Here is a 19,152-nt window from a genome sequence, read left to right on the forward strand (position 1 = left end):
GCATGACTAAATTTTTACCGGAAACCGGCTGCGTTACCAGCTATAAGAAGTGATAGGTCGCGGTTCGACGACCGGGGAAACAGCGATGCTCGATGAGATTGGGACGATCCGACGGCAGTTCACTGCCCACAACACCCTCGACGGGCGCATCGACCACGCGTTCGAGGCGATCAAGAAGCTCGGCTTTGAGGCGCTGATCTACGACTACACGCCGGTGCCCTACGACCTCGACGGCGGCATCATGCTTCCCTCGCTGCTGAAGCTGCGCAATATCTCCGACGACATGCACGAATACTGGTTCGACCGCGGTTATTTCCGGCTCGACCCGGTACAGCAGGTAGCATTGCGCACCTCGACGCCGTTCTTTTGGGACTACGACCGGCGCGCCGGTACGGTCATCAACAGGTTTATGAGCGAAGCCAGCGAACCCGTTGCCCGCTATCTCAGCGAGCACGACATGTCGACGGGCGTCACCGTGCCGGTTCACATGCCGCGCGGCGACTATGCAACTGTTACCGGCATCAGGTTGGGGCAGAACGGCGACTTCAAGAAACATGCCCTGCGTTACATCGCCGACTTCGGGCTGCTTGCCCATGTCTTCCACGAGGCGGCCTTTTGCCTGTTCGACAATTCTGCCCTGACGGTCGCCAAGATGCGGTTGACAGAGCGGGAGCGGGAATGCCTGCGCTATTCCGCCGAGGGACTTTCGGCCAAGGAAATCTCGCGGATCATCGAGCGCTCCGTGCCGACCGTCGTCATGCACCTGAATGCCGCTGCCCGGAAGCTCGGCGCTAGGAACCGCACCCAGGCCGTCGTCCGCGCCACCCATTACCGGCTGCTGGAAACCCCGCCATCCTATAACTTGTGATAGCTGCCAGTGGCACACCTCCGCCTCTATGCTGCTCCCGATAGTTCATCGAGATGGAGACACAGGTGGCCGACGTGACCTCGAAAGAAGATTATCTGCCGTTCCGGACCTACCGGACCTGGTTCCGCATCACCGGATCGCTCGACAGCGACCGGCTACCGCTGGTGGTGGCCCATGGCGGTCCCGGCTGCACCCATGACTATGTCGACGCATTCAAGGAGATCGCGGCCCTGGATGGCCGGGCCGTCATCCACTACGACCAGCTTGGCAACGGCAACTCGACCCGCCTGCCGGACAAGGGCCCGGACTTCTGGACGCCCGCCTTGTTCCTTGAGGAGCTCGACGCTCTTCTCACCCATCTCGGCATCCAGCACCGCTATGCCTTTCTCGGGCAGTCCTGGGGCGGGATGCTCGGCGCGGAACACGCGGTGCGGCAACCAGACGGCCTGACGGCGCTCGTCATCGCCAATTCCCCGGCCAACATGCACACCTGGGTATCGGAGGCCAACCGCTTGCGCGAAGCATTGCCACAGGACGTCCAAGACACCCTGCTCCGCCACGAACTCGCAGGCACGCTTACCGACCCCGACTATATCGCCGCCTCACGCGTCTTCTACGACCGCCACGTCTGTCGGGTCACCCCCTGGCCTCCCGAAGTGGCCCGGACGTTCGAGATCATGGAAGAAGACAATACAGTCTACCGCAACATGAACGGACCGACCGAATTCCACGTCATCGGCACCATGAAAGACTGGACGATCGAGGACCGGCTGGGCCGGATCACCGCCCCGACGCTGCTGATCTCCGGAAAATACGACGAAGCGACGCCGCTCGTGGTCAAGCCTTATGTCGACCGGGTGCCTGATTGCCGATGGGTGCTGTTCGAACATTCCAGCCATATGCCGCATGTCGAGGAAAAGAATCTCTGCATGCAGACGGTCTCCGCATTTCTCTGCGCGCACGATTGATCCCAAATTACAGGGCTTACGGCATCTGTCGTCAAGACAAGCCGCCAGCCAGCGATGAACAAGGGGCAGTACGGGCCGCAATTTGTGGGCCGCAGAGGAAAATCGGCCTGCAACGGCAATGCCGGCACATTTGCTGTTGCAGGCGGGGAGTGAATTGTGTATCCCCGCCTCACCAACGGTTCGGAGTGTAGCGCAGCCTGGTAGCGCATCTGGTTTGGGACCAGAGGGTCGGGAGTTCGAATCTCTCCACTCCGACCAACTTCAGCTTTTAAAGCTGACCTTTCCCCTTTCACAATTTGTGATGTTGTCGTGCGGCCCGTGCCGTAGGTGCTTTTGCGTTGTTGGCGCGAATCGCGAACCCTTCATCGCTTGCCCGGCGTCTTGGGTGACGTTCCCAGGCCGTTTGTCACCCCCTTCCCCGTTCCGTTTTCCGACCAACGCACACGGTCGACAATCCACATGCCGCCGCAAATTCGGCATCGACATTAAAATACAAACTGTATACAACGAAACATCGCCGCGAGACCGCTGCTGACCGACACCATGATGGAGAGTGCAATGACTTCCAATATTTTCACCGGCTGCATTCCGGCCCTGATGACGCCATGCAATGCCGACCGCAGCCCCGACTTCGACGGTCTCGTGCGCAAGGGCAAGGAACTGGTCGCGGCCGGCATGTCTGCCGTGGTCTATTGTGGATCGATGGGCGACTGGCCACTGCTGACGGACGAGCAGCGGATGGAAGGCGTCGAGCGCCTGGTGAAGGCCGGTCTTCGCGTCATCGTCGGTACCGGCGCCGTCAACACCCGGATGGCAGCCGCTCACGCAGCCCACGCCCAGCGCGTCGGCGCCCACGGCCTGATGGTCATACCGCGCGTGCTGTCGCGCGGCACATCGGTTTCGGCCCAGCGCGCCCATTTCAAGACGGTTCTCTCGGCTGCCCCAGAACTTCCGGCTGTCATATACAACAGCCCCTATTACGGCTTTGCCACACGCGCGGACCTGTTTTTCGAACTCCGCAACGAACACAAGAACCTTATCGGTTTCAAGGAATTCGGTGGTCCGTCCGACCTTCGCTATGCGGCTGAAAACATCACCAGCCGCGACGACGGCGTCACATTGATGGTCGGCGTCGATACCGCGGTCTTCCACGGTTTCGTCAATTGCGGCGCGGCTGGCGCCATCACCGGGATCGGCAATGTCCTGCCCCGCGAAGTCCTGCATCTTGTTTCCCTGTCCGAGGCCGCAGCCGCCGGCGATGCAAAGGCCCGCGCCCACGCCCTGGAACTCGAAGCGGCGCTTGGCGTCCTGTCCTCCTTCGACGAAGGCCCGGATTTGGTTCTCTACTACAAGCACATGCTCGTGCTCACCGGCCATCCCGAATTCACGCTGCACTTCAACGAAACGGACAGCCTGTCCGACAGCCAGCGCGGTTTCGTCGAAAAGCAGTTTGCTCTGTTCCAGACCTGGTATGCCGATTGGTCGAAGCAGTTTGCCGCAGTCGGCGAAAGCAAGGCCGCCTGACGCTATAGAACTTCAAAACTCGTTGCCAAGGCTCAGCAAAAATTGCCGCGAGCCTTGGCTACCTCTTGACCGATGCCCGAACTATTTACCTCGAAAAAACCATTTTTACGAATGTCAGCCATTTGCAGTAATGAGCAGTCGGTAGCTTATCGGTAGTAAAAAGGCATAACGCTTCCATTGCTCAGACCTGAGCGTGGCCGAATTGACAACGCGGGTATCCTGTCTAGCAAATCGCCATCTACCATTATCTCACCCTGTCTCCTCGCGTCTACCGGCATTGGCCCTGCCGAGTGACATCGGCATCGGGCCGATGGCGAACTCGCCGCGCTCCGTCCTGCAGGTGAGGTCGCGCAGATATCTGACGGCCGACGTGATGCTGCCGGCCCGTTCCAGCACGCAGGCCGTGACGGTCGCCGCATTCTCGGGCCCCATGATGGCGCATGCCTCCTCGCAGGCGCTGGGGCTGACCCCCATCAGGTCTCGCCAATTGCCGATACTGCCGCCCGGGCCGTAGGACAGGATTTCCGGGCAGGCCTGCAACACAAGCCCGAGCGGAAACGCCTTTAGGCCCGGTTGATCTCTGCTCGCCGTCGTGGTTTCACCAAACGGCCATCCGTTAGGCTTTTGCGCTCGAAAGCCTCATCCGCCGCAGGGGCCTCATCGATCTCTTCGACAATAGGCGTGATGTCATGGATGTCGGGCGAGCGTGGGATCCGGGCTATGAGATCGCGGAAATGCCCTTGTACCATAGGCCAGTCACCCGGCACGCCCTCTTCCAGCGCCGTCGCGATCAGCTTGGCAATGTCACGCCGGCAGAGCGACAGGCGCTCGCGCATCGCCCTGAGCGGGCTCGGTCGACGGTGACCTGCGCTGCCAGTGTCTGGATTCATCAGAGCGGGCAATCAGCGGGGCGATATTGAAGCCATAGGCCTGGTCGACCTCCCCCTCCCCGTCCCGGCGCGCAAAGCGCTTGCCGTTCGGGCTATCCTTGCGCACCAGCAATCCGGCGTCCATCAGCGCTGCCAGATGGCGGTGCAGCGTCGCTGGCGCAATGCCGTGGGCGCGGATCGACAGCTGGGCGTTGGAGGGAAAGACAGCGAGGCCGTGCTTTGCACTGAGCTCATTGCCCGGATAGAAGCTCAGCAGCGCGTTAAGCACCGCCAGCGCCCTGTCGGAAAGACCGAGCATTGGCTTGCCAGCAGGCCAAGCGTCATCTCCCGCCGACCAAAGGGCGTCGTCACACTTCCTGTCTGCATTTTCTCGTCACCTTCGATAAGGCAATAGAAATCTGCTCACCAAACGGAGCCAACATTCTTGATGGTGTTTCCGGAAAATGCGATTCGCAAGCTGCGAGACTTAGAGAAAGCTTCCGTGACGGCAACGTTCGGGGGCTTTTTTCTTTTGCGGTACAGTCCTCTTTTGCTTCGTTAAAACGGGTTCGCGATGCTGGGGCTTAATCTGCCTGTTGCTCCGCGAGATAGGATTGATGCAGCTGCGCTAGTCGTGCGGCGACGTAATCGGCAAAAGCCGGTGCCGTCTTTTCGTCGAACACGATATTGATCTTTGAACCTCCGCGCTCGAGCGTCGCCAGCTGGACACCGGCACTGCTTTTCACAGCTTCGGGCTTCTTGCGCGTCTTCTGGACAGCCAGACATTCCATCACCTGCCCGAAACGGCTGTCGCTGTCGGCATCCTTGAATGCCCGGCTATCGAGCAGGCTTTGAAGCGCGGAACCCTGTTTTGCATCGGCGAGACGTTCTGCAAGTGCCACCCATCGCGGACGGCCGGCCCTCGGTGCCGAGCCTATCGCTTCGATAAGCGACCGCGGCACCGAATGGGCGACGCTCATCAGCCTCGACAGCTGCGTCTTCTCCATGCCGAGCGACGACATGATGACGCGACGGTCGAAGCCGCGTTCTTCCAGCGCAAGAGCAAACAGTCCGCGCTCGATATAGCTGAGGTCGGCACGTGCCGAATTTTCCTGCCCCTGGATAACCACCAGCTCTTCATCGCTGAGGTTCTGCACCACGGCCTTCACCGGCCGCTTGAGGGCCGCCATGACGCGTACGCGGCGATGACCGAAGGCGATCTGGTAGCTGTCCGGCTTGTCAGGGTGAGGGCGAACGAGGATGGGACTTTTCTGGCCGGATTCACGAATTGCATCGGTGAGACGGGCCAGATCGACACCATCGTCAGCGAGGCGATCCGAAATGAAGGAGGCTTCTATTTTATCCGTCGGTATTTCGACAACAGCAGCACCAGCTGCGATCAGCGCTCTCGCCTGATCGGCAGCGCTGGCGATATTGCCGAGGGAGCGACCCATCGCACCAACGGCACCGGAACGGATGTGATGAAGCTTCTTTTCCGCTGGCAGTTCGACCTGCGGGGCAGGGTCACCAGCTGTGGAGTTGCCAGTTGGCAACTCCTGTTCACGGCGCGAAAGCATGGCCTTGAGAGTGTCTTTTCTGCTCATGTCGCCCTCCGCCAGGCCTGCCTGATCAGGCTCTCGATTTCACCGTTGACTGCATCCAGAGATTCGATGGCGCGGTCATAGGTGTTCTTGGAAAAGTTCTCCCGGCCTACCTCGTAGAGCGTCTGCTTGGAGAGACCGGCATCCGACACCGCCGTCGACTTCAACATGACATTCGTAAGCACGCGTTCACGGAACAGCGACCGCATGAATCCGACCATCTGCGCCTGCGGCGCATCGGAGGGCTCATAGCGCGTCACCACATAGCGGATGAAATCATAGTCGAGATCCCCGCCGGACTCTTGCACGACACCGAGAAGATCGGATGCCATCAGCAGGAACTGGCACATGGACATCACATCGAGCATCTGCGGATGGGCCGTGATCAGCAGGCCGGTCGACGCACACAAGGCTCCGAGCGTCAAGAAACCGAGTTGGGGTGGGCAGTCGAGGACCATGACGTCGTAGTTGTCCGCGACTGTCCCCAGAGCCGATGCAACGCGCCCGAAAAACGGTTCTGCAGATCGCTCGGCAAGAGCGCGCGGTGTATCGTGTTCGAACTCCATCAGCTCCAAGTTACCCGGCACCAGATCGAGACCCGGTATATAGCTGCGGCGGATGATGTCGGTGAGCGGGCGCCGATCGAAATCGTAGCGGACGGCGCCGTACATCGTCTCGTTAGGGCCGATATCGTATTCCGGCTGATAGCCATGCAAGGCAGTCAGAGACGCTTGCGGATCGAGGTCGACAGCAAGGACACGGTATCCCTGCAGGGCGAGATATTGCCCAAGGTGCGCCGCAGTCGTTGTCTTGCCGCTGCCGCCCTTGAAATTGACCACTGCCATGACCTGGCAATGCTCGCCCTCGCGACGACGAGGCACGTAGTGCTTGCCCTTGGAGTTCTCATCCAGCACAACGCGAATCTCGTTGATCTGATCGAGCGTATAGGAGCGACGACCGCCGGCGGTTATTGTCGGCTGCGGGCCCTTGCCATTCAGCGAAAGCTGGCGAAGATAGGCGTCGGTAATGCCGATAAGCTTTGCCGACTCGACGGACGAAAATGACCGCAAGGTTTTCTGCGATACCGGCGGGAAAAGCGCCTGACGCATCGCCAGCAGCTCCTGCGACAAAGCAGCGCCATCGGCCGCAATGACTTCCGTCATTGGACGCCTCGGCATCATGGTATCCCCAAGCTGACTACGGGCCTTCGTCATAACTACGCATTTTCTCCAAGGTACGAGGATTATCCGTAGGCGAGAATGCTCCGAGTCGCAATGCTTGGCAAGAAAATAAGGGTTAATGAGCAGTTAGCGCCGGAAAGGGTGTTGCTCTGCTCTTAACGAAGTTGCCACCTGGCAACTTATCGGCGCCATATCTTGAAACGACATGCACAAGGTCAGCGCATTGTTACGACAGTCTCTATAAATCGCCCATGCGGGCCACAACGGCAGCGGCGTCACTGCGGCCCCCATTGGCGAGATAGCGCTGCTCGAAGGCGTCGACAGTCATCGGCCTGCCGTAGAGATAGCCCTGCCCCTCGTCGCAGTTGTAGTGCCGCATCAGCATTTCCTGTTCCTCCGTCTCGATGCCCTCGGCAATCACCTCCAGGCTGAAGCCGTCGGCCAGTTTGACGACGGCCTCGATTATGGCACCATCCTTCTCGCTGCGATCGACACCGCTGACGAAGGAGCGGTCGATCTTCAGCCGGCTGACAGGATAGTCCTTCAGCAGGCTGAGCGATGCAAAGCCGGTCCCGAAGTCGTCGAAGGCAATCCCGACGCCGAGGGCACGAAGGCGGCGCAGGGGCTGCATGATCCTTTGCTCGTTCTGAAGAATGATGTTCTCTGTTATCTCCAGCTCGAGCGCTGCCGGCGGCAGATCGAACTCTTCGAGTATTGCCTCGACAACCTCGGCAAAATCCCGGGTCCGGAACTGGGCTGCAAAAAGGTTCACGCCGATGCGAAAATCCGCAATCCCGGCACGCCGCCAGCGGGCCGCCTGCCGGCAGGCGGAGCGCAGGATCCATTCGCCGACGGGCACCGCAAGAAGGCCGACCTCCAGCACCGGCAGGAAGGCAGACGGCGACACCACTCCGAGCGTCGGGTGGTTCCATCTTACCAGCGCTTCGGCGCCGGTCAGGCGCCCGTCGGCAAGGTTGACCTGGGGCTGATAGTAAAGCTCGAATTCCCGGCGCTGCCATGCCTGGCGCAACGACGAGCTGATCGCGCCCTTGCGCGAAGCGCTCTGGCGAAGTTCGGGCGTAAACACCCGGACCAGATGACGTCCGTCGCCTTTTGCCTGGTAGAGCGCTAGATCGGCGTTGCCGAGAAGTTCTTCGTAGTTGCAATCGCCGGCAATCGTCACGGCGATCCCGATGCTGGCACCGATGTGGATCGGCTGGTCCTCGAATTCGATCGGTTCCTCGATGAGGGCGATCAGCGACAGGCCGAGATTGGCAGCCTTGAGAGGATCGGCCGTGCCAGTGAGAAAGATCACAAATTCATCACCGCCGAGACGCGCCACCATCTGGTCGTCGGCAGTCGCCTTCCGCAGTCTTTCGGCAATGACCTGCAGCACGAAGTCTCCGGCCGAATGTCCAAGCATATCGTTGACGTCCTTAAAGCCGTCGAGATCGATCAACACCACGGTTGCGTGGGCGCCGACCGAACAGGCACGGTTCATCTGGCGATTGAGGCTTGGGCGGTTGGAAAGGCCGGTGAGATGGTCGAATTCTGCAGCGAGCTTCATCTGGCGTTCTGCCTCGGCCCGCAGCGTGATGTCGCGGATGATCGCGCCGAAGAAGCGCTCGCCGCTCTCGGACCACTGGGAGAGGGAGAGTTCGATCGGAAACTCGGAGCCGTCGCGCCTGCAGGCGGTGAGGTTCACCGACGTGCCGATGATGCGGGCAGGGCCGCCAGCCGCCACGCGCGCCAATCCGGCACCGTGTCTTGCATGCATAGCCTTCGGCACGATGATGTCGAGGGACCGTCCGAGCGCTTCCTCGACGGAGTAGCCGAACATGGCCTCAGCTGCGCCGTTCCACGACGTAATGCGATTGTTGCTATCAGCGCAGATAATGCCGTCCGGAGAGGTCGAGGCAATATTGCGGAAGCGGCTGCGGCTTTCCCGGTCGGAACACTCCAGACGGCGGAACTCCATCCGATCGAGCACCATGGAAGCCAGATCCTGAAGCACCCGCCTGTCCCGTTCGGAGAAATCGAGCCTCGGCTTGTTGTCGATCAGGCAAAGGCTACCGATACCGTGGCCCGCCTTGGTCAGCAGCGGCGCGCCGGCATAGAACCGGATCCCGGGATAACCGGTGACCAGTGCATTGTCACTGAACCGTGGGTCCAGACTTGCGTCGGGAACGACGAAGACGTCTGCTGCCATGATAGCGTAAGTGCAGAACGACACGTTTCGTCCGGTCTCGCACACATCGAGGCCAACCCGCGCTTTGAAGAATTGCCGGTCGCGGTGCACCAGCGAGATCAGTGCGACCGGAACGTCGAATATCCGCGAGGCCATCTGCACGATCTGGTCGAAATCCGGATCCGGGGACGTATTCATCTGCCCGAATGAATCCAACGCCCTGATGCGCTCATCTTCGTTGTCGGCGAGGGGGTAATTCATCTGGATGCTCACGGCCATTCACGTCAGGGATCGCTTATAACACTAGACCCTTAATTAGCTGACAAAACGCAGCTACAATTTTACCGATAGTAATGTTTTTCCATGCCTGAGACTGTCGTGGAGAACTCCCTCGAAGGCGGCCAAGCGGCATGCGATCACATCGGGCGACAATCACGGCAGCGAGGCGGGGAAACGTGCCGGCACAACAGCCGACGGTGCGCCAGTGATGGCGCGGAAGCGCAATTCAGCGCTTCGAACTATAGGATTGTGGAGGCGTGACAGCTACTGCAAGCCTCAGGCAGCGTGAAAAACTTCATCGGTTAAGAGCAAGAGGAAATCCTCGCCCTCGAGCTTGTTTGCCACCTGACCGTCCTCGGTCATATAGTCGAACACCGGCTTTATCGGTTGGTTGGCAAAGGCAAAACGCGGCCATTTCTTCTGCTCAATAATGACAATTTGGCGCCCGGCATCGTCCCGGCACCTTATTCTCCTCGTTTCTTCGAACCGCGTCATCTTTTTGCCCCTTATCTTTTGCAGCCAAGTTTAGAGAAGATGCAACCGGAGTCAATCCAGCTTGCGCGATTGTCGGAATCGACGTTAATTCACCGTTATATTACAGTAACTTCAGATTCCAGCGGCGGTGATCATCAACAAAGTATGCGTTGCAGCGCGTGCTTCAGTTTAAACATGCTGCCAACACAAAATTGCCTTGGTGAACAACTTTGACTGCGGCCCGGAACCATGCAGTCAACAATTGGAAACATTGATGGAAAACGACGCCACGGAAGCCTTCGAGCATACCGAGCATGCACAGCACGCTGCCCATAGCGGCAACTCCTTCCTGTCGAGGGTTGCCGTCAGCATTGCCATTCTCGCCGTCCTCGCTGCCAGCGCCGGCAGTCTCGAAACCATCGAGAGCGGGGCTGCGACAGCGGCACGCTCCGAGGCGGTGCTCTTTCAGAACAAGGCAACCGACAACTGGAATTTCTTCGAGGCGAAGAGCCTCAAGAAGAACATGTACGACATCGCCGCCGCCCAGGGCGGGGCGCTCGCGCCCGATTGGCAGGTACAGGCAAGACGCAACGAGACCGAAAGCCAGGAAGCCGCCAAGACCGCGAAGGAATTCGAAGCCCGGTCGGAGCAATCGAACGTCGAAGCTACACGCCATGAGGGCCGTCATCATTTTCTGACGGTCGCCACCACCTTTCTCCACATTGCCATCGCCATCGCCACGATTGCCATCATCACCGGCGGCCAGCGCTGGCCATGGTACGCCTCGCTGGCGCTTGGCGTGGTGGGAACGGCGATCACCGCTCTCGCCTACCTGCCGTAATCCCCGACGATGGTCACGGCATATTGCTTTTGCCTGATGCCTCACCGAGATATAGCGATAGTCCCGGACAACATTCGGGAAGCTGCAGATACAGGAAACAACGATGACGAAAACTAAGAGCCGCAGCGCAGACAAGCCGCAGGTCGTGCTGTCGGTCGATGTCGGCGGGTCACATGTCAAGGTGATGACGAGCGCTGGCACGCCGGAGCGGAAAATTGAATCGGGAGCGTCCCTGACGGCGACCGCCATGGTCAGCGCTGTCGCGACGCTTGTCAGCGATTGGGAATTCGATGTGATCTCGATCGGCTTTCCCGGTCCTGTTCGCCGGAATTTCGCCATCGAGGAACCTGTCAACCTCGGTGACGGCTGGGTCGGCTTCGACTTCGCCCACAGCTTCGGCAAGCCGGTCAAGATCGTCAACGATGCGCTGATGCAGGCTATCGGCAGCTACGATGGCGGCCGCATGCTTTTCCTCGGACTCGGTACCGGGTTGGGCTCTGCCATGGTCATCGAGAATGTCGCGCAACCGATGGAGCTCGCCCATCTGTCGCACAAGAAAGGCAAGAGCTTTGAAGACTACCTCGGCGAGGCCGGGTTGAAAAAACGTGGTAAGAAGAAGTGGCGCGGACACGTCTTCGATGTGGTCGATCGGATGAAAGCAGCCTTGCTGCCGGACTACGTCGTTATCGGCGGCGGCAATGTCGACAAGCTGGACGAGCTTCCAAAATCCTGCCGTCGTGGCGACAACACCCTCGCTTTCGAAGGCGGCTTCCGTCTTTGGCGCGATTCCACCTTGATCGTCTGAACCGCAAACGATCCGAAAACACAATATCAGGCGAAACGAAAACGGCCCCGGCATATTTGCCGGGGCCGTTTGAAGAAGCCTTTGATGTCCGAAATCGGATCTTAGAACTGCTTGCGGAGACCAAAGGTCACAGCGTTGCTGCGGAAATCAGTGCTGGACGACGTGCCGTCGCGGGCCGTGAAGTCGAAGTTGTCGGCTGCGGTGTAGCGATAACCGATGTCGAGCGTTGTCTTTTCGAACAGCGACGAACCGGAGAAAATCGGCTGCAGGTTGATGCCGACGCCGGCGTCGAGGTGGTAGGCGAATGCCGTGTTGCTGTCGTCCATGAGCGTGCCAACGCCGCCAACGCCCTGCTTGCGCAGCTTGAGGTTCATCGCACCGACGCCGCCGCCGACGTAAGGCGTGAAGACCGACAGCATGCCGGTGTCGCCAGCCGGTGCCAGCGGAATGTCGAGGTAGCCGTTGACGAAGCCCTGGATGGTGTTTGCATCGCCGTAGGAATTGATCGAGCTGAAGCTGCCGATGCCGGTGACGCGGTGCTGGTCGACCGAGGCCGTGCCGTAGCCGACTTCAAGTTCGACGCGCGGAGCGACGAAACCCATCGAGCCAAAGTTATAGCCGCCGCGGAGCGCGCTGTAGAAGCCGGTGTCGTACTTCGTGTTGATGTTGACACCCAGGATGTCGAAGTCCGTGTGCTTCAGGAAGGAGACCGAGCTCAGCGAGCCGATGTAAAAACCCATGCCGTTGTCAACGGCAGCTGGTGGCTGCATCGGTGGCGTCATGTCAGCAGCGGCTGCGACGGAGACCAGCGAGGTTGAGACCAGGGCCGCGAGGAGGAGCTTCTTCATTTGATTTCCTTGGACATTTTTTAAGGTGTTCGGTTCAGACGTCTTCAATGAATATTGCATATAGGCGCATGTTAGCGATTTGCATTGCTTCTATTCATATTTCTAGGGTTTCTGCCTGAAGCTAATAACATACCGTTGCGAACTTGCCACAATGCCTGCACCGGCCTCAACCACAGCAACGTAATGCTACTTCAGCATGCAACTCCGGCAAGCGCTGATGCGTTTTGCGAGAGTACAAGCTGGTTATTAGCGGCCATCTTCGGGCTTTTCGGACAGCAGCTTTGCCACTTCTTCCAGCAATTCGTGCCGGTCCATGAGTCGGTGGTTGTGTTCGAGGCTGAGCGGATCCTCGGCTTCATCGCCACCCGCCACCTTTGCATTGACACTCAGTCTTTGCTTCAGCAGGTCCTGGTAGCGCTGCGCGATGTCGGACATTTTCAAACCGCCATCGACCCAGGCTTCCAGCCAGCCGCGCAGGATGGGATCGGCGTCGATGGGAACGCCGGCCCCACGGAATTTCTCGAGAGTGTTCGCCAATATGTCGGCACGTGTGTGCTGCGTAGTCATAGATGCGTTTCAAGCCTGTCATGAGATTTGCGGCAGATGGATAGAAGCAGTTCCGCCTAGGATGCGCGCGCGCGCCGCTTGCCCTGTATGATGGACAAGGACTTCAACAATGCCGCCTCTATCTTCCCAAGGCTCTGCGGTTTCGGCACGACGCAGACGGCGTCGGAGAAATCAGCGACCATCTCCGGGTTCCCCGTCATGAAAATCACTTCGATCCCGTATCGATCGATCAGTTCGCGAGCAATTTTGGGGCCTGTCGGACCATCCGCGAGCTGTATGTCGACAAGGGCAATGTCGGCTTTGGGAGCCAGAGCCAGCGCCTCGACCTGCGTGCGCGCCAGCCCAGCAATCTCGAATCCATTATCGAGGACGAGATTTTCGAGGTCGAACGCGATGATCGGTTCGTCCTCAACCACTAAAACTTTCATGTCTACTCCACCCTAACGATCGCTGCCGAAGTAGGCATCCTCAGGAACACTTCAAGAGTTGATAACGTCTTGTTTATGTGCAGCCGTCTGGGACGGTCCGAAAGCGGACGGTGGAGCGGCGGGCATCATCCGGCGTTCGGGTGCCGGCGCCAAAGCCCAGGCAATTGGGCTGCGGCGCCCCTCGTTCAACCCTTGTTGCGGGCCGCCGTGTAGCGGTTGACCGGCATCGACAGGCCGAGATTTTCGCGCAGCGTCGGGCCCTCATATTCCTCCCGGAACAGGCCGCGCCGGCGCAATTCCGGCAGCACCAGTTCGGTGAAGTCGGTGAGGCTGGACGGTAACGTCGGGAACATCAGGATGAAGCCATCGGCGGCACGTGTCTCGAACCATTCCTCCATGAAGTCGGCAATCTGGGTTGGCGTGCCCGTGATACCGTTGCCGGTATGTTTCTCGGCATAGTGCCGGACAAGTTCGCCGACGGTGTGGCCCTTGTTGACGAAATCCACCAGCTCGTCGAACAGCGCCTTGGAGCCGCGCGGCGTTGTCGGCAGCCGGTCCATGGGGAAGGGCTGGTCGAGCGGCACGCCGGTGAGATCGGCCTCGAGAAATTCGGACAGCATCAGCCGGCCGACATCGGGATGCAGCTTGTCGATCATGAAATCGACCTTGGCCTGCGCCTCGGCCATGGTCGCGCCGACATTCAGCACCACTCCCGGCATGATCTTCAGGTCGTCCTCGCTGCGTCCATAGGCGGCCATGCGTCCCTTGACGTTCTTGTAGAAGGCGCGGCTACGGTCGATATTGGAGGCAAGGCCGAACACCACCTCGGCGGTGCGGGCAGCGAGATCCATGCCGGCCTCGGAACCGCCGGCCTGTGCGATGACCGGACGACCCTGCGGCGAGCCGGCAATGTTGAGCGGCCCCCGGACCTGAAAATGCTTGCCCTTGTGGTCGAGCGTATGCAGCTTGTCCTTATCGTAGTAGATGCCGCTTTCCCGGTCGCGCAACAGCGCATCCCGCTCGAAACTGTCCCATAGGCCGAACACGACATCGACAAACTCCGTCCCGCGCTCGTAGCGCACCGCATGCGGATCGAGGCCCTCGCGGTTGAAATTATAACCCGTTTCGTTGTGGTCGGACGTAACGACGTTCCAGCAGGCGCGACCTTTCGACAACTGGTCGATGGAGGCGAAGATGCGGGCAACGTTGTAGGGCTCGTAATAGCTGGTGGAAACCGTTCCCACCAGGCCGAGATGGGTGGTGGTGACAGCCAACGCCGAAAGCAGCGATGTCGGCTCGAAGCGGTTCATCTTGGTCGGCTGGCGCGCCAGCGCATCGGCATCGCCGACGGCCGAGGCCGCGGAGTCGGCGAGGAACATAAAATCGAACTTCGCCTCTTCCGAGAGCCTCGCGATGTTGAGAAAATGACTAAACTCGTTCGCACCGTTGACATCACTGTCGGGATGCAACCATGCCGCGGGATGAAATCCAAACGTATAGACAAATGTCCCGAGCTTCAGCTTATCGTGACGCGCCATCGGTTCTGTTCCTTGCATGGTAAAGCCTGGCCTGCAGACCGCAGGGACCCCGATGCTATTGCTGCCCGCACCATTGAACAAGCCGCCAACCGCACCCCGCCCGCACTTTCCCGTACTTTCCCCTGGCAGGATGAGAGAGCAGGGGAGGGGCGAGTGTGACGGGTCAGGAACGAGGGAGCGGGACGCAAATCGGGCAACGCGCTGGAATATGATGCGTATCCAAGCGCCCGAACCCAATAAAACATATATCCATAATTGCCGAACCCTTGAAGGTCCGACCTCGCCTGGGGTGCCCCCCACTTTCCCTCGTCACAGGAATGGGGGAAGTCAGGAGGCAGATCAAGCAAGGCATTGGAAACTCGAATTTATCGCGGTGTCCAACTCTGTGAAAGAAGGATCACTGCTGCCACGTATTCTAAGATCCAACCTTGCCTGGGATGCTCCCCAGACCCTAATCCTGTGCCCGTCACGGGGATCCAGTCACGGCGCGTCTGCGCCGTGACTGGATCCCCGTTGGTGGAGAAAGTGCTTATCGCCTAGGGACTTGGGCGGCTGGATTCCTATGACGGGCACAGGAATGAGGGTAGGCGGCGGTGGTTCTTTGCGGTTGATCTTTCTCACCGACACACACTCCTCTCTCGCTTCCCTCCATCGCCCCTGCTCGCAGCACCTCATGGGGATAAACCGTTGGGATTTTCGTTTGGAAAGAATGCCGGCATCATATTTTCATCCCCGTGCTTTCGTCCCGATCTATAATCACTCGTTCCGCCATCGGATACACCGGTCTGCGTTGCCGGCGAGGTGGGGACGGGTCTTGAAGGGGTTGCCGTCTACGCAGGCACTCCTTCAAGGGTCCGCAGAAAGTGGATCCCTTCGGGCCCCTAGGCTCGGCGTGCCTGTGTGGCATAACTCCGGCAGCTTTTCCCTCAACGGGACCTGGGTCGGAAACAGAGGATCCGGAGTTGCGGATAAAAACTGTCGAACGGGGCACATCGCGTGTCACTTCACTAAAAAATCATCAGGCACACGGTGTGCCCCGGCCATCAGAATTTCATGACACGGACCGAAAGGCCTCGTGAACGGGGAGGCGTGGGCCAATCTACGAGAAGCCATGCAGACGACAATTGCAGGTAACCAAGCCCTTGGATCAAACCGATGCCATCACGCGGAACTGCGCAGCATGAGTTCGGCATTGAGCAGGATGCGTTCCTCGACGGTAGCCGACGGCGTGGAGGCTGTGGATTCGCCGAGCTTGTTGAGTAGGAGTTCGATGGCGAGCTTGCCGATCTCGTTGTAGTTCTGCGCAACCGTGGTGATCGGCGGACAGGCGTAGCGCGACAGCGGATGATCGTCATGGCCGGCAACGCGCAGGTCGCAATCGGCGCCGTGCCCGACCCGCATTCCCTTCTGATAAGCGGCGGAAATAACGCCGAAGGCGACGCGGTCGTTGGCGCAAAGGATGGTCCTGGAGGGAAAGCCGCATGTCGACGCCAGGATACGGTTTGCCTCCTCGAAACCAAAACGCTCGAAATCCCAGCTTGCAACGGGGGACAGCCCCACGAGTTCGGGGGTGAGGCGGAACTGCTCCATCGCCTCGATATAGGCAAGGCGCCTGGTCGCGGCATTGGTGTTGACGTCAGGCATTCCGAAATAGCAGGGCGGCTCGCCGGAGCGGCAGAGGTAATCGACGATGAGGCTGAAGCTCTGGCGGTTGTTGGTGCCGACGAAAGCAGAGGTCTCGTCGAGCGGCGAGTCCACATAGACGAGGGGAATGCTCTGGCCGAGCTGCTGCAGCGTCGCGTGGTGCGATTCTATCCCGAGCGGCGCGATGATGGCGCCGGCAACATTCAGCGACTTGAAGGTCTTGATCGCCTCGTCCTCCATTCCGGCCTTGCCATCCGAGGACAGCACGAAAGCCAGAAAGCCGGCCTCGTTGGCGATGAGTTCGATCCGACGGGTGAGCGCCATGTAGAACGGATCGGTCGAATTCGGGATGATGACGCCGATGATATTGCTGCGCCGGCGGTTGAGATTGACGGCGAACATGTTGGGACGAAAGCCGGATTTCTTCAGCGCATCCTCGATGAGATCCCGCGTCTTGCGACGCACCGAGCTCGGATCGTTGAAGTATTTCGACACGGTCGGACGGGACAGGCCGACGAGTTCGGAAAAATCCTCCATCGTCCTTATCGGTTTCGCCACATTGTCTCTCCCATCGATCAGAAGTTCACCTGTAGATCACTCGTAACCGGGCGAAAAGCCGGAATCGGCAAGCAATCGAGGCCAGAAAGTCACTTAGTCGGCGACATATTGTATCTTCATGGTCGCCGCGTCCTTCGAGTTGCTGGTTAGGTACGACAGCACCTCGGCGAGGGGCAGTCGGTGCGACATAAGCCGCCCCATCCGATCCGCATCCCGCTTCAGAATCGCAAGTGCATCGGGAATGGTCCTGTTCAGCGAATGGGAACCGACAAGCTTCAACTGCCGCCTGAAAATCTCGAACGGTGCGATCGACACCCGGGCATCCGGCGCGCAGACGCCGAACACCAGCATGGTGCCGCCATCGGCGGTAAAATCGGCCATGCCCTCAACGACAGCGGGAATTCCCGTGGCATCGGCGACAAAATCGAATTGGCGTCGGGAGCGGGCCAGATCCGCCGACCCAGAGACGGCGGTGGCAAGTCCGAGGCTACCGGCAAAGTCGAGACGACGTTCGTTGATGTCGGCAACCGTCACGGCGGCGACGCCCTCCGCATTCAGCGAGAGGGCGAGCAGCAGCCCGATCGGCCCGGCACCGAAGACCAGTGCCGTCTGCGTGCCGTGAGCACCGGTGACAAGGTTGGCACTGCGGAGACCGTTGAGGACGCAGCCGAGCGGCTCGGCAAGTGCTGCGAGCTCGAAGGGCATGTCGCCGATCTGGTGCAGGTGCCCGGCGTCGACGGCGCTGTAGGCTGCAAAACCGCCATTGTGGGTGACCCCGTAGGCCTTCAGCGTCCGACAGAGATTGCCGAGCCCCTTCAGGCAGGCGTCACAATGGCCGCAGGTGAGATTGGGATCGACGACCACGCGGGCGCCGACCTTGACCGACCGCACATCGTCTGCGACAGCCTCGACGACGCCCGCATATTCATGGCCGGGGACGACTGGAAAATGCCCCTCGCCATAGCGGCCGTAGAGAACGTCGATATCCGTGTGGCACAGACCGGATGCCTTGACCCGGATCAGCGCCTGGCCGGGCAAAAGCGTCGGTACCGGCAGGTCGGCGATATCGGCAACGCCGAGGGCCGTATAATTGATAGCTTCCAAGACGTCCTCCCGCACGCTTTCAGACGATGGCCGACCGTAAGGTCAGCTCATCCAGTTTCCGCCGTCGACATTGTAGGTCTGGGCGAGAATGTAGTCGCTTTCGGAGGATGCGAGAAAGACAGCGATACCCTTGAGATCGTCGGGTGTCGCGAAGCGGCCGATCGGCACGGACTTGGCGACGGCTGCCTTTTTCTCGCCGGGCTGCAGGCCTTCCCACTTGGCGAAGCTGGCGTCGACGACATCCCACATTTCGCTGTCGACGACACCGGGGGCGATGGCGTTGACGTTGATGCCGTGCTTGACGAGGGCGAGCGCCGCAGACTGGGTGGCCGAGATGATCGCCGCCTTGGAGGCGCAATAGAGGGTCACCAGCGCTTCGCCGCGACGACCGGCCTGGCTCGCCATATTGATGATCTTGCCGCCGCGACCGCGTGCGATCATGGCGTTGGAAACCGCCTTCATCATGAACAGCGGCGCCTTGAGATTGATGTCGAAGATGCGCTCGTAGCTCTGCTCGGTAATCTCGTTGATCGGCGCCATGTCGAAGATGGCGGCATTGTTGATGAGGATGTCGATGCCGCCGAACTCCTCATCGACCGAACTGACGACGCTCTCGATGGCCGAAAGATCGGTGACATCGAGCTTCACGGCGCTGGCGCGATCGCCGATGACAGCGGCGGCCTTGGTGGCACGGTCGATGTCGATGTCGGCGATAACGACCCGCGCTCCTTCCTTGACGAAGGCTTCTGCAAAACCAAGGCCGATACCGCGGGCACCGCCGGTAATCAGCGCGACTTTGTCCTTCAATCTCATAACACGCTCCAAATTCTAGATACTAACGAATGTTTGCCGGAAAGCCCTGGCTTT

16 protein-coding genes, 1 tRNA gene and 1 pseudogene are annotated in these 19,152 nt (G+C 59.7%); 6 read left to right on the forward strand and 12 right to left on the reverse strand.

Features of this window, described 5'->3' with window-relative positions:
* Positions 1-85: 85 nt before the first annotated feature.
* The 4 genes from J5278_RS22540 (at position 86) to J5278_RS22555 (ending at position 3,360) form a co-directional block, all read left to right on the forward strand.
* A complete protein-coding gene (locus tag J5278_RS22540) occupies positions 86-868 on the forward strand; it encodes a LuxR family transcriptional regulator (RefSeq protein ID WP_219258363.1) in 783 nt (260 codons plus the stop codon).
* Between the two features lie 53 nt (positions 869-921).
* A complete protein-coding gene (locus J5278_RS22545; RefSeq protein ID WP_247749878.1) occupies positions 922-1,836 on the forward strand; it encodes a proline iminopeptidase-family hydrolase in 915 nt (304 codons plus the stop codon).
* 181 nt (positions 1,837-2,017) lie between these two features.
* Positions 2,018-2,094: transfer RNA gene (locus J5278_RS22550), tRNA-Pro, on the forward strand.
* Positions 2,095-2,394: 300 nt separating this feature from the next.
* Positions 2,395-3,360, forward strand: a complete 966-nt coding sequence (locus tag J5278_RS22555; protein ID WP_209186350.1) for a dihydrodipicolinate synthase family protein — start codon at positions 2,395-2,397, stop codon at positions 3,358-3,360.
* 249 nt (positions 3,361-3,609) lie between these two features.
* Here J5278_RS22555 and repC read toward each other — a convergent pair.
* The 5 genes and pseudogenes from repC to J5278_RS22580 form a co-directional block, all read right to left on the reverse strand.
* Positions 3,610-4,616, reverse strand: a pseudogene (gene repC / locus J5278_RS22560) (plasmid replication protein RepC).
* Between the two features lie 197 nt (positions 4,617-4,813).
* Positions 4,814-5,833, reverse strand: coding sequence for a plasmid partitioning protein RepB (gene repB / locus J5278_RS22565; RefSeq protein WP_219258364.1), 1,020 nt, complete (start codon positions 5,831-5,833; stop codon positions 4,814-4,816).
* Positions 5,830-6,993 (reverse strand): plasmid partitioning protein RepA, encoded by a 1,164-nt coding sequence (gene repA / locus J5278_RS22570; protein ID WP_219258365.1) that lies wholly within the window; start codon positions 6,991-6,993, stop codon positions 5,830-5,832. Before repA ends, repB begins: the two co-directional genes overlap by 4 nt.
* A 256-nt stretch (positions 6,994-7,249) precedes the next feature.
* Positions 7,250-9,460, reverse strand: coding sequence for a bifunctional diguanylate cyclase/phosphodiesterase (locus J5278_RS22575; RefSeq protein WP_219258366.1), 2,211 nt, complete (start codon positions 9,458-9,460; stop codon positions 7,250-7,252).
* Between the two features lie 294 nt (positions 9,461-9,754).
* On the reverse strand, positions 9,755-9,973 hold the full coding sequence (locus J5278_RS22580) for a hypothetical protein (RefSeq protein ID WP_219258367.1): 219 nt from the start codon (positions 9,971-9,973) through the stop codon (positions 9,755-9,757).
* A gap of 253 nt (positions 9,974-10,226) precedes the next feature.
* On the opposite strand from J5278_RS22580, the gene J5278_RS22585 reads away from it, so the two are divergent.
* Positions 10,227-10,793, forward strand: a complete 567-nt coding sequence (locus J5278_RS22585; protein ID WP_219258368.1) for a DUF4337 family protein — start codon at positions 10,227-10,229, stop codon at positions 10,791-10,793.
* Between the two features lie 103 nt (positions 10,794-10,896).
* Positions 10,897-11,598, forward strand: a complete 702-nt coding sequence (locus J5278_RS22590) for an ROK family protein (protein WP_219258369.1) — start codon at positions 10,897-10,899, stop codon at positions 11,596-11,598.
* Positions 11,599-11,699: 101 nt separating this feature from the next.
* Here the strand turns inward: J5278_RS22590 and J5278_RS22595 are convergent, their stop codons facing one another.
* The 7 genes from J5278_RS22595 to J5278_RS22625 all read right to left on the reverse strand — a co-directional run bounded on the left by J5278_RS22595 (position 11,700) and on the right by J5278_RS22625 (position 19,098).
* Positions 11,700-12,446 (reverse strand): outer membrane protein, encoded by a 747-nt coding sequence (locus J5278_RS22595; RefSeq protein WP_143123387.1) that lies wholly within the window; start codon positions 12,444-12,446, stop codon positions 11,700-11,702.
* Positions 12,447-12,692: 246 nt separating this feature from the next.
* Positions 12,693-13,013 carry a hypothetical protein gene (locus tag J5278_RS22600; RefSeq protein WP_209186335.1) on the reverse strand — a complete coding sequence of 107 codons (321 nt, stop codon included), beginning with the start codon at positions 13,011-13,013 and terminating at the stop codon, positions 12,693-12,695.
* Positions 13,014-13,069: 56 nt separating this feature from the next.
* A complete protein-coding gene (locus tag J5278_RS22605; protein WP_111218645.1) occupies positions 13,070-13,441 on the reverse strand; it encodes a response regulator in 372 nt (123 codons plus the stop codon).
* A 185-nt stretch (positions 13,442-13,626) separates the two neighbouring features.
* Positions 13,627-14,979: an LLM class flavin-dependent oxidoreductase gene (locus J5278_RS22610; protein WP_142832183.1), complete on the reverse strand. Its 1,353-nt coding sequence runs from the start codon at positions 14,977-14,979 to the stop codon at positions 13,627-13,629.
* 1,161 nt (positions 14,980-16,140) lie between these two features.
* The gene (locus J5278_RS22615) at positions 16,141-17,160 is read right to left on the reverse strand and encodes a LacI family DNA-binding transcriptional regulator (RefSeq protein ID WP_209186496.1); all 1,020 of its coding nucleotides are present in this window, start codon (positions 17,158-17,160) and stop codon (positions 16,141-16,143) included.
* A 114-nt stretch (positions 17,161-17,274) separates the two neighbouring features.
* Complete coding sequence (locus J5278_RS22620) at positions 17,275-18,285, reverse strand: zinc-dependent alcohol dehydrogenase family protein (protein WP_219258370.1); 1,011 nt, start codon at positions 18,283-18,285, stop codon at positions 17,275-17,277.
* A 42-nt stretch (positions 18,286-18,327) separates the two neighbouring features.
* Positions 18,328-19,098, reverse strand: a complete 771-nt coding sequence (locus J5278_RS22625; RefSeq protein ID WP_219258372.1) for an L-iditol 2-dehydrogenase — start codon at positions 19,096-19,098, stop codon at positions 18,328-18,330.
* Positions 19,099-19,152: the final 54 nt, after the last annotated feature.

The organism is Rhizobium sp. B21/90 (genome assembly GCF_019355815.1).
In the GTDB taxonomy this organism is placed as follows: domain Bacteria; phylum Pseudomonadota; class Alphaproteobacteria; order Rhizobiales; family Rhizobiaceae; genus Rhizobium; species Rhizobium rhododendri.

What these genes read in the sequence shown, in the direction of transcription:
- J5278_RS22540 (WP_219258363.1), top strand. Translation starts at nt 86, where the DNA reads ATGCTCGATGAGATTGGGACGATCCGACGGCAGTTCACTGCCCACAAC.
- J5278_RS22545 (WP_247749878.1), top strand. Translation starts at nt 922, where the DNA reads ATGGAGACACAGGTGGCCGACGTGACCTCGAAAGAAGATTATCTGCCG.
- J5278_RS22555 (WP_209186350.1), top strand. Translation starts at nt 2,395, where the DNA reads ATGACTTCCAATATTTTCACCGGCTGCATTCCGGCCCTGATGACGCCA.
- repB (WP_219258364.1), bottom strand. Translation starts at nt 5,833, where the DNA reads ATGAGCAGAAAAGACACTCTCAAGGCCATGCTTTCGCGCCGTGAACAG.
- repA (WP_219258365.1), bottom strand. Translation starts at nt 6,993, where the DNA reads ATGACGGAAGTCATTGCGGCCGATGGCGCTGCTTTGTCGCAGGAGCTG.
- J5278_RS22575 (WP_219258366.1), bottom strand. Translation starts at nt 9,460, where the DNA reads ATGAATTACCCCCTCGCCGACAACGAAGATGAGCGCATCAGGGCGTTG.
- J5278_RS22580 (WP_219258367.1), bottom strand. Translation starts at nt 9,973, where the DNA reads ATGACGCGGTTCGAAGAAACGAGGAGAATAAGGTGCCGGGACGATGCC.
- J5278_RS22585 (WP_219258368.1), top strand. Translation starts at nt 10,227, where the DNA reads ATGGAAAACGACGCCACGGAAGCCTTCGAGCATACCGAGCATGCACAG.
- J5278_RS22590 (WP_219258369.1), top strand. Translation starts at nt 10,897, where the DNA reads ATGACGAAAACTAAGAGCCGCAGCGCAGACAAGCCGCAGGTCGTGCTG.
- J5278_RS22595 (WP_143123387.1), bottom strand. Translation starts at nt 12,446, where the DNA reads ATGAAGAAGCTCCTCCTCGCGGCCCTGGTCTCAACCTCGCTGGTCTCC.
- J5278_RS22600 (WP_209186335.1), bottom strand. Translation starts at nt 13,013, where the DNA reads ATGACTACGCAGCACACACGTGCCGACATATTGGCGAACACTCTCGAG.
- J5278_RS22605 (WP_111218645.1), bottom strand. Translation starts at nt 13,441, where the DNA reads ATGAAAGTTTTAGTGGTTGAGGACGAACCGATCATCGCGTTCGACCTC.
- J5278_RS22610 (WP_142832183.1), bottom strand. Translation starts at nt 14,979, where the DNA reads ATGGCGCGTCACGATAAGCTGAAGCTCGGGACATTTGTCTATACGTTT.
- J5278_RS22615 (WP_209186496.1), bottom strand. Translation starts at nt 17,160, where the DNA reads ATGGAGGATTTTTCCGAACTCGTCGGCCTGTCCCGTCCGACCGTGTCG.
- J5278_RS22625 (WP_219258372.1), bottom strand. Translation starts at nt 19,098, where the DNA reads ATGAGATTGAAGGACAAAGTCGCGCTGATTACCGGCGGTGCCCGCGGT.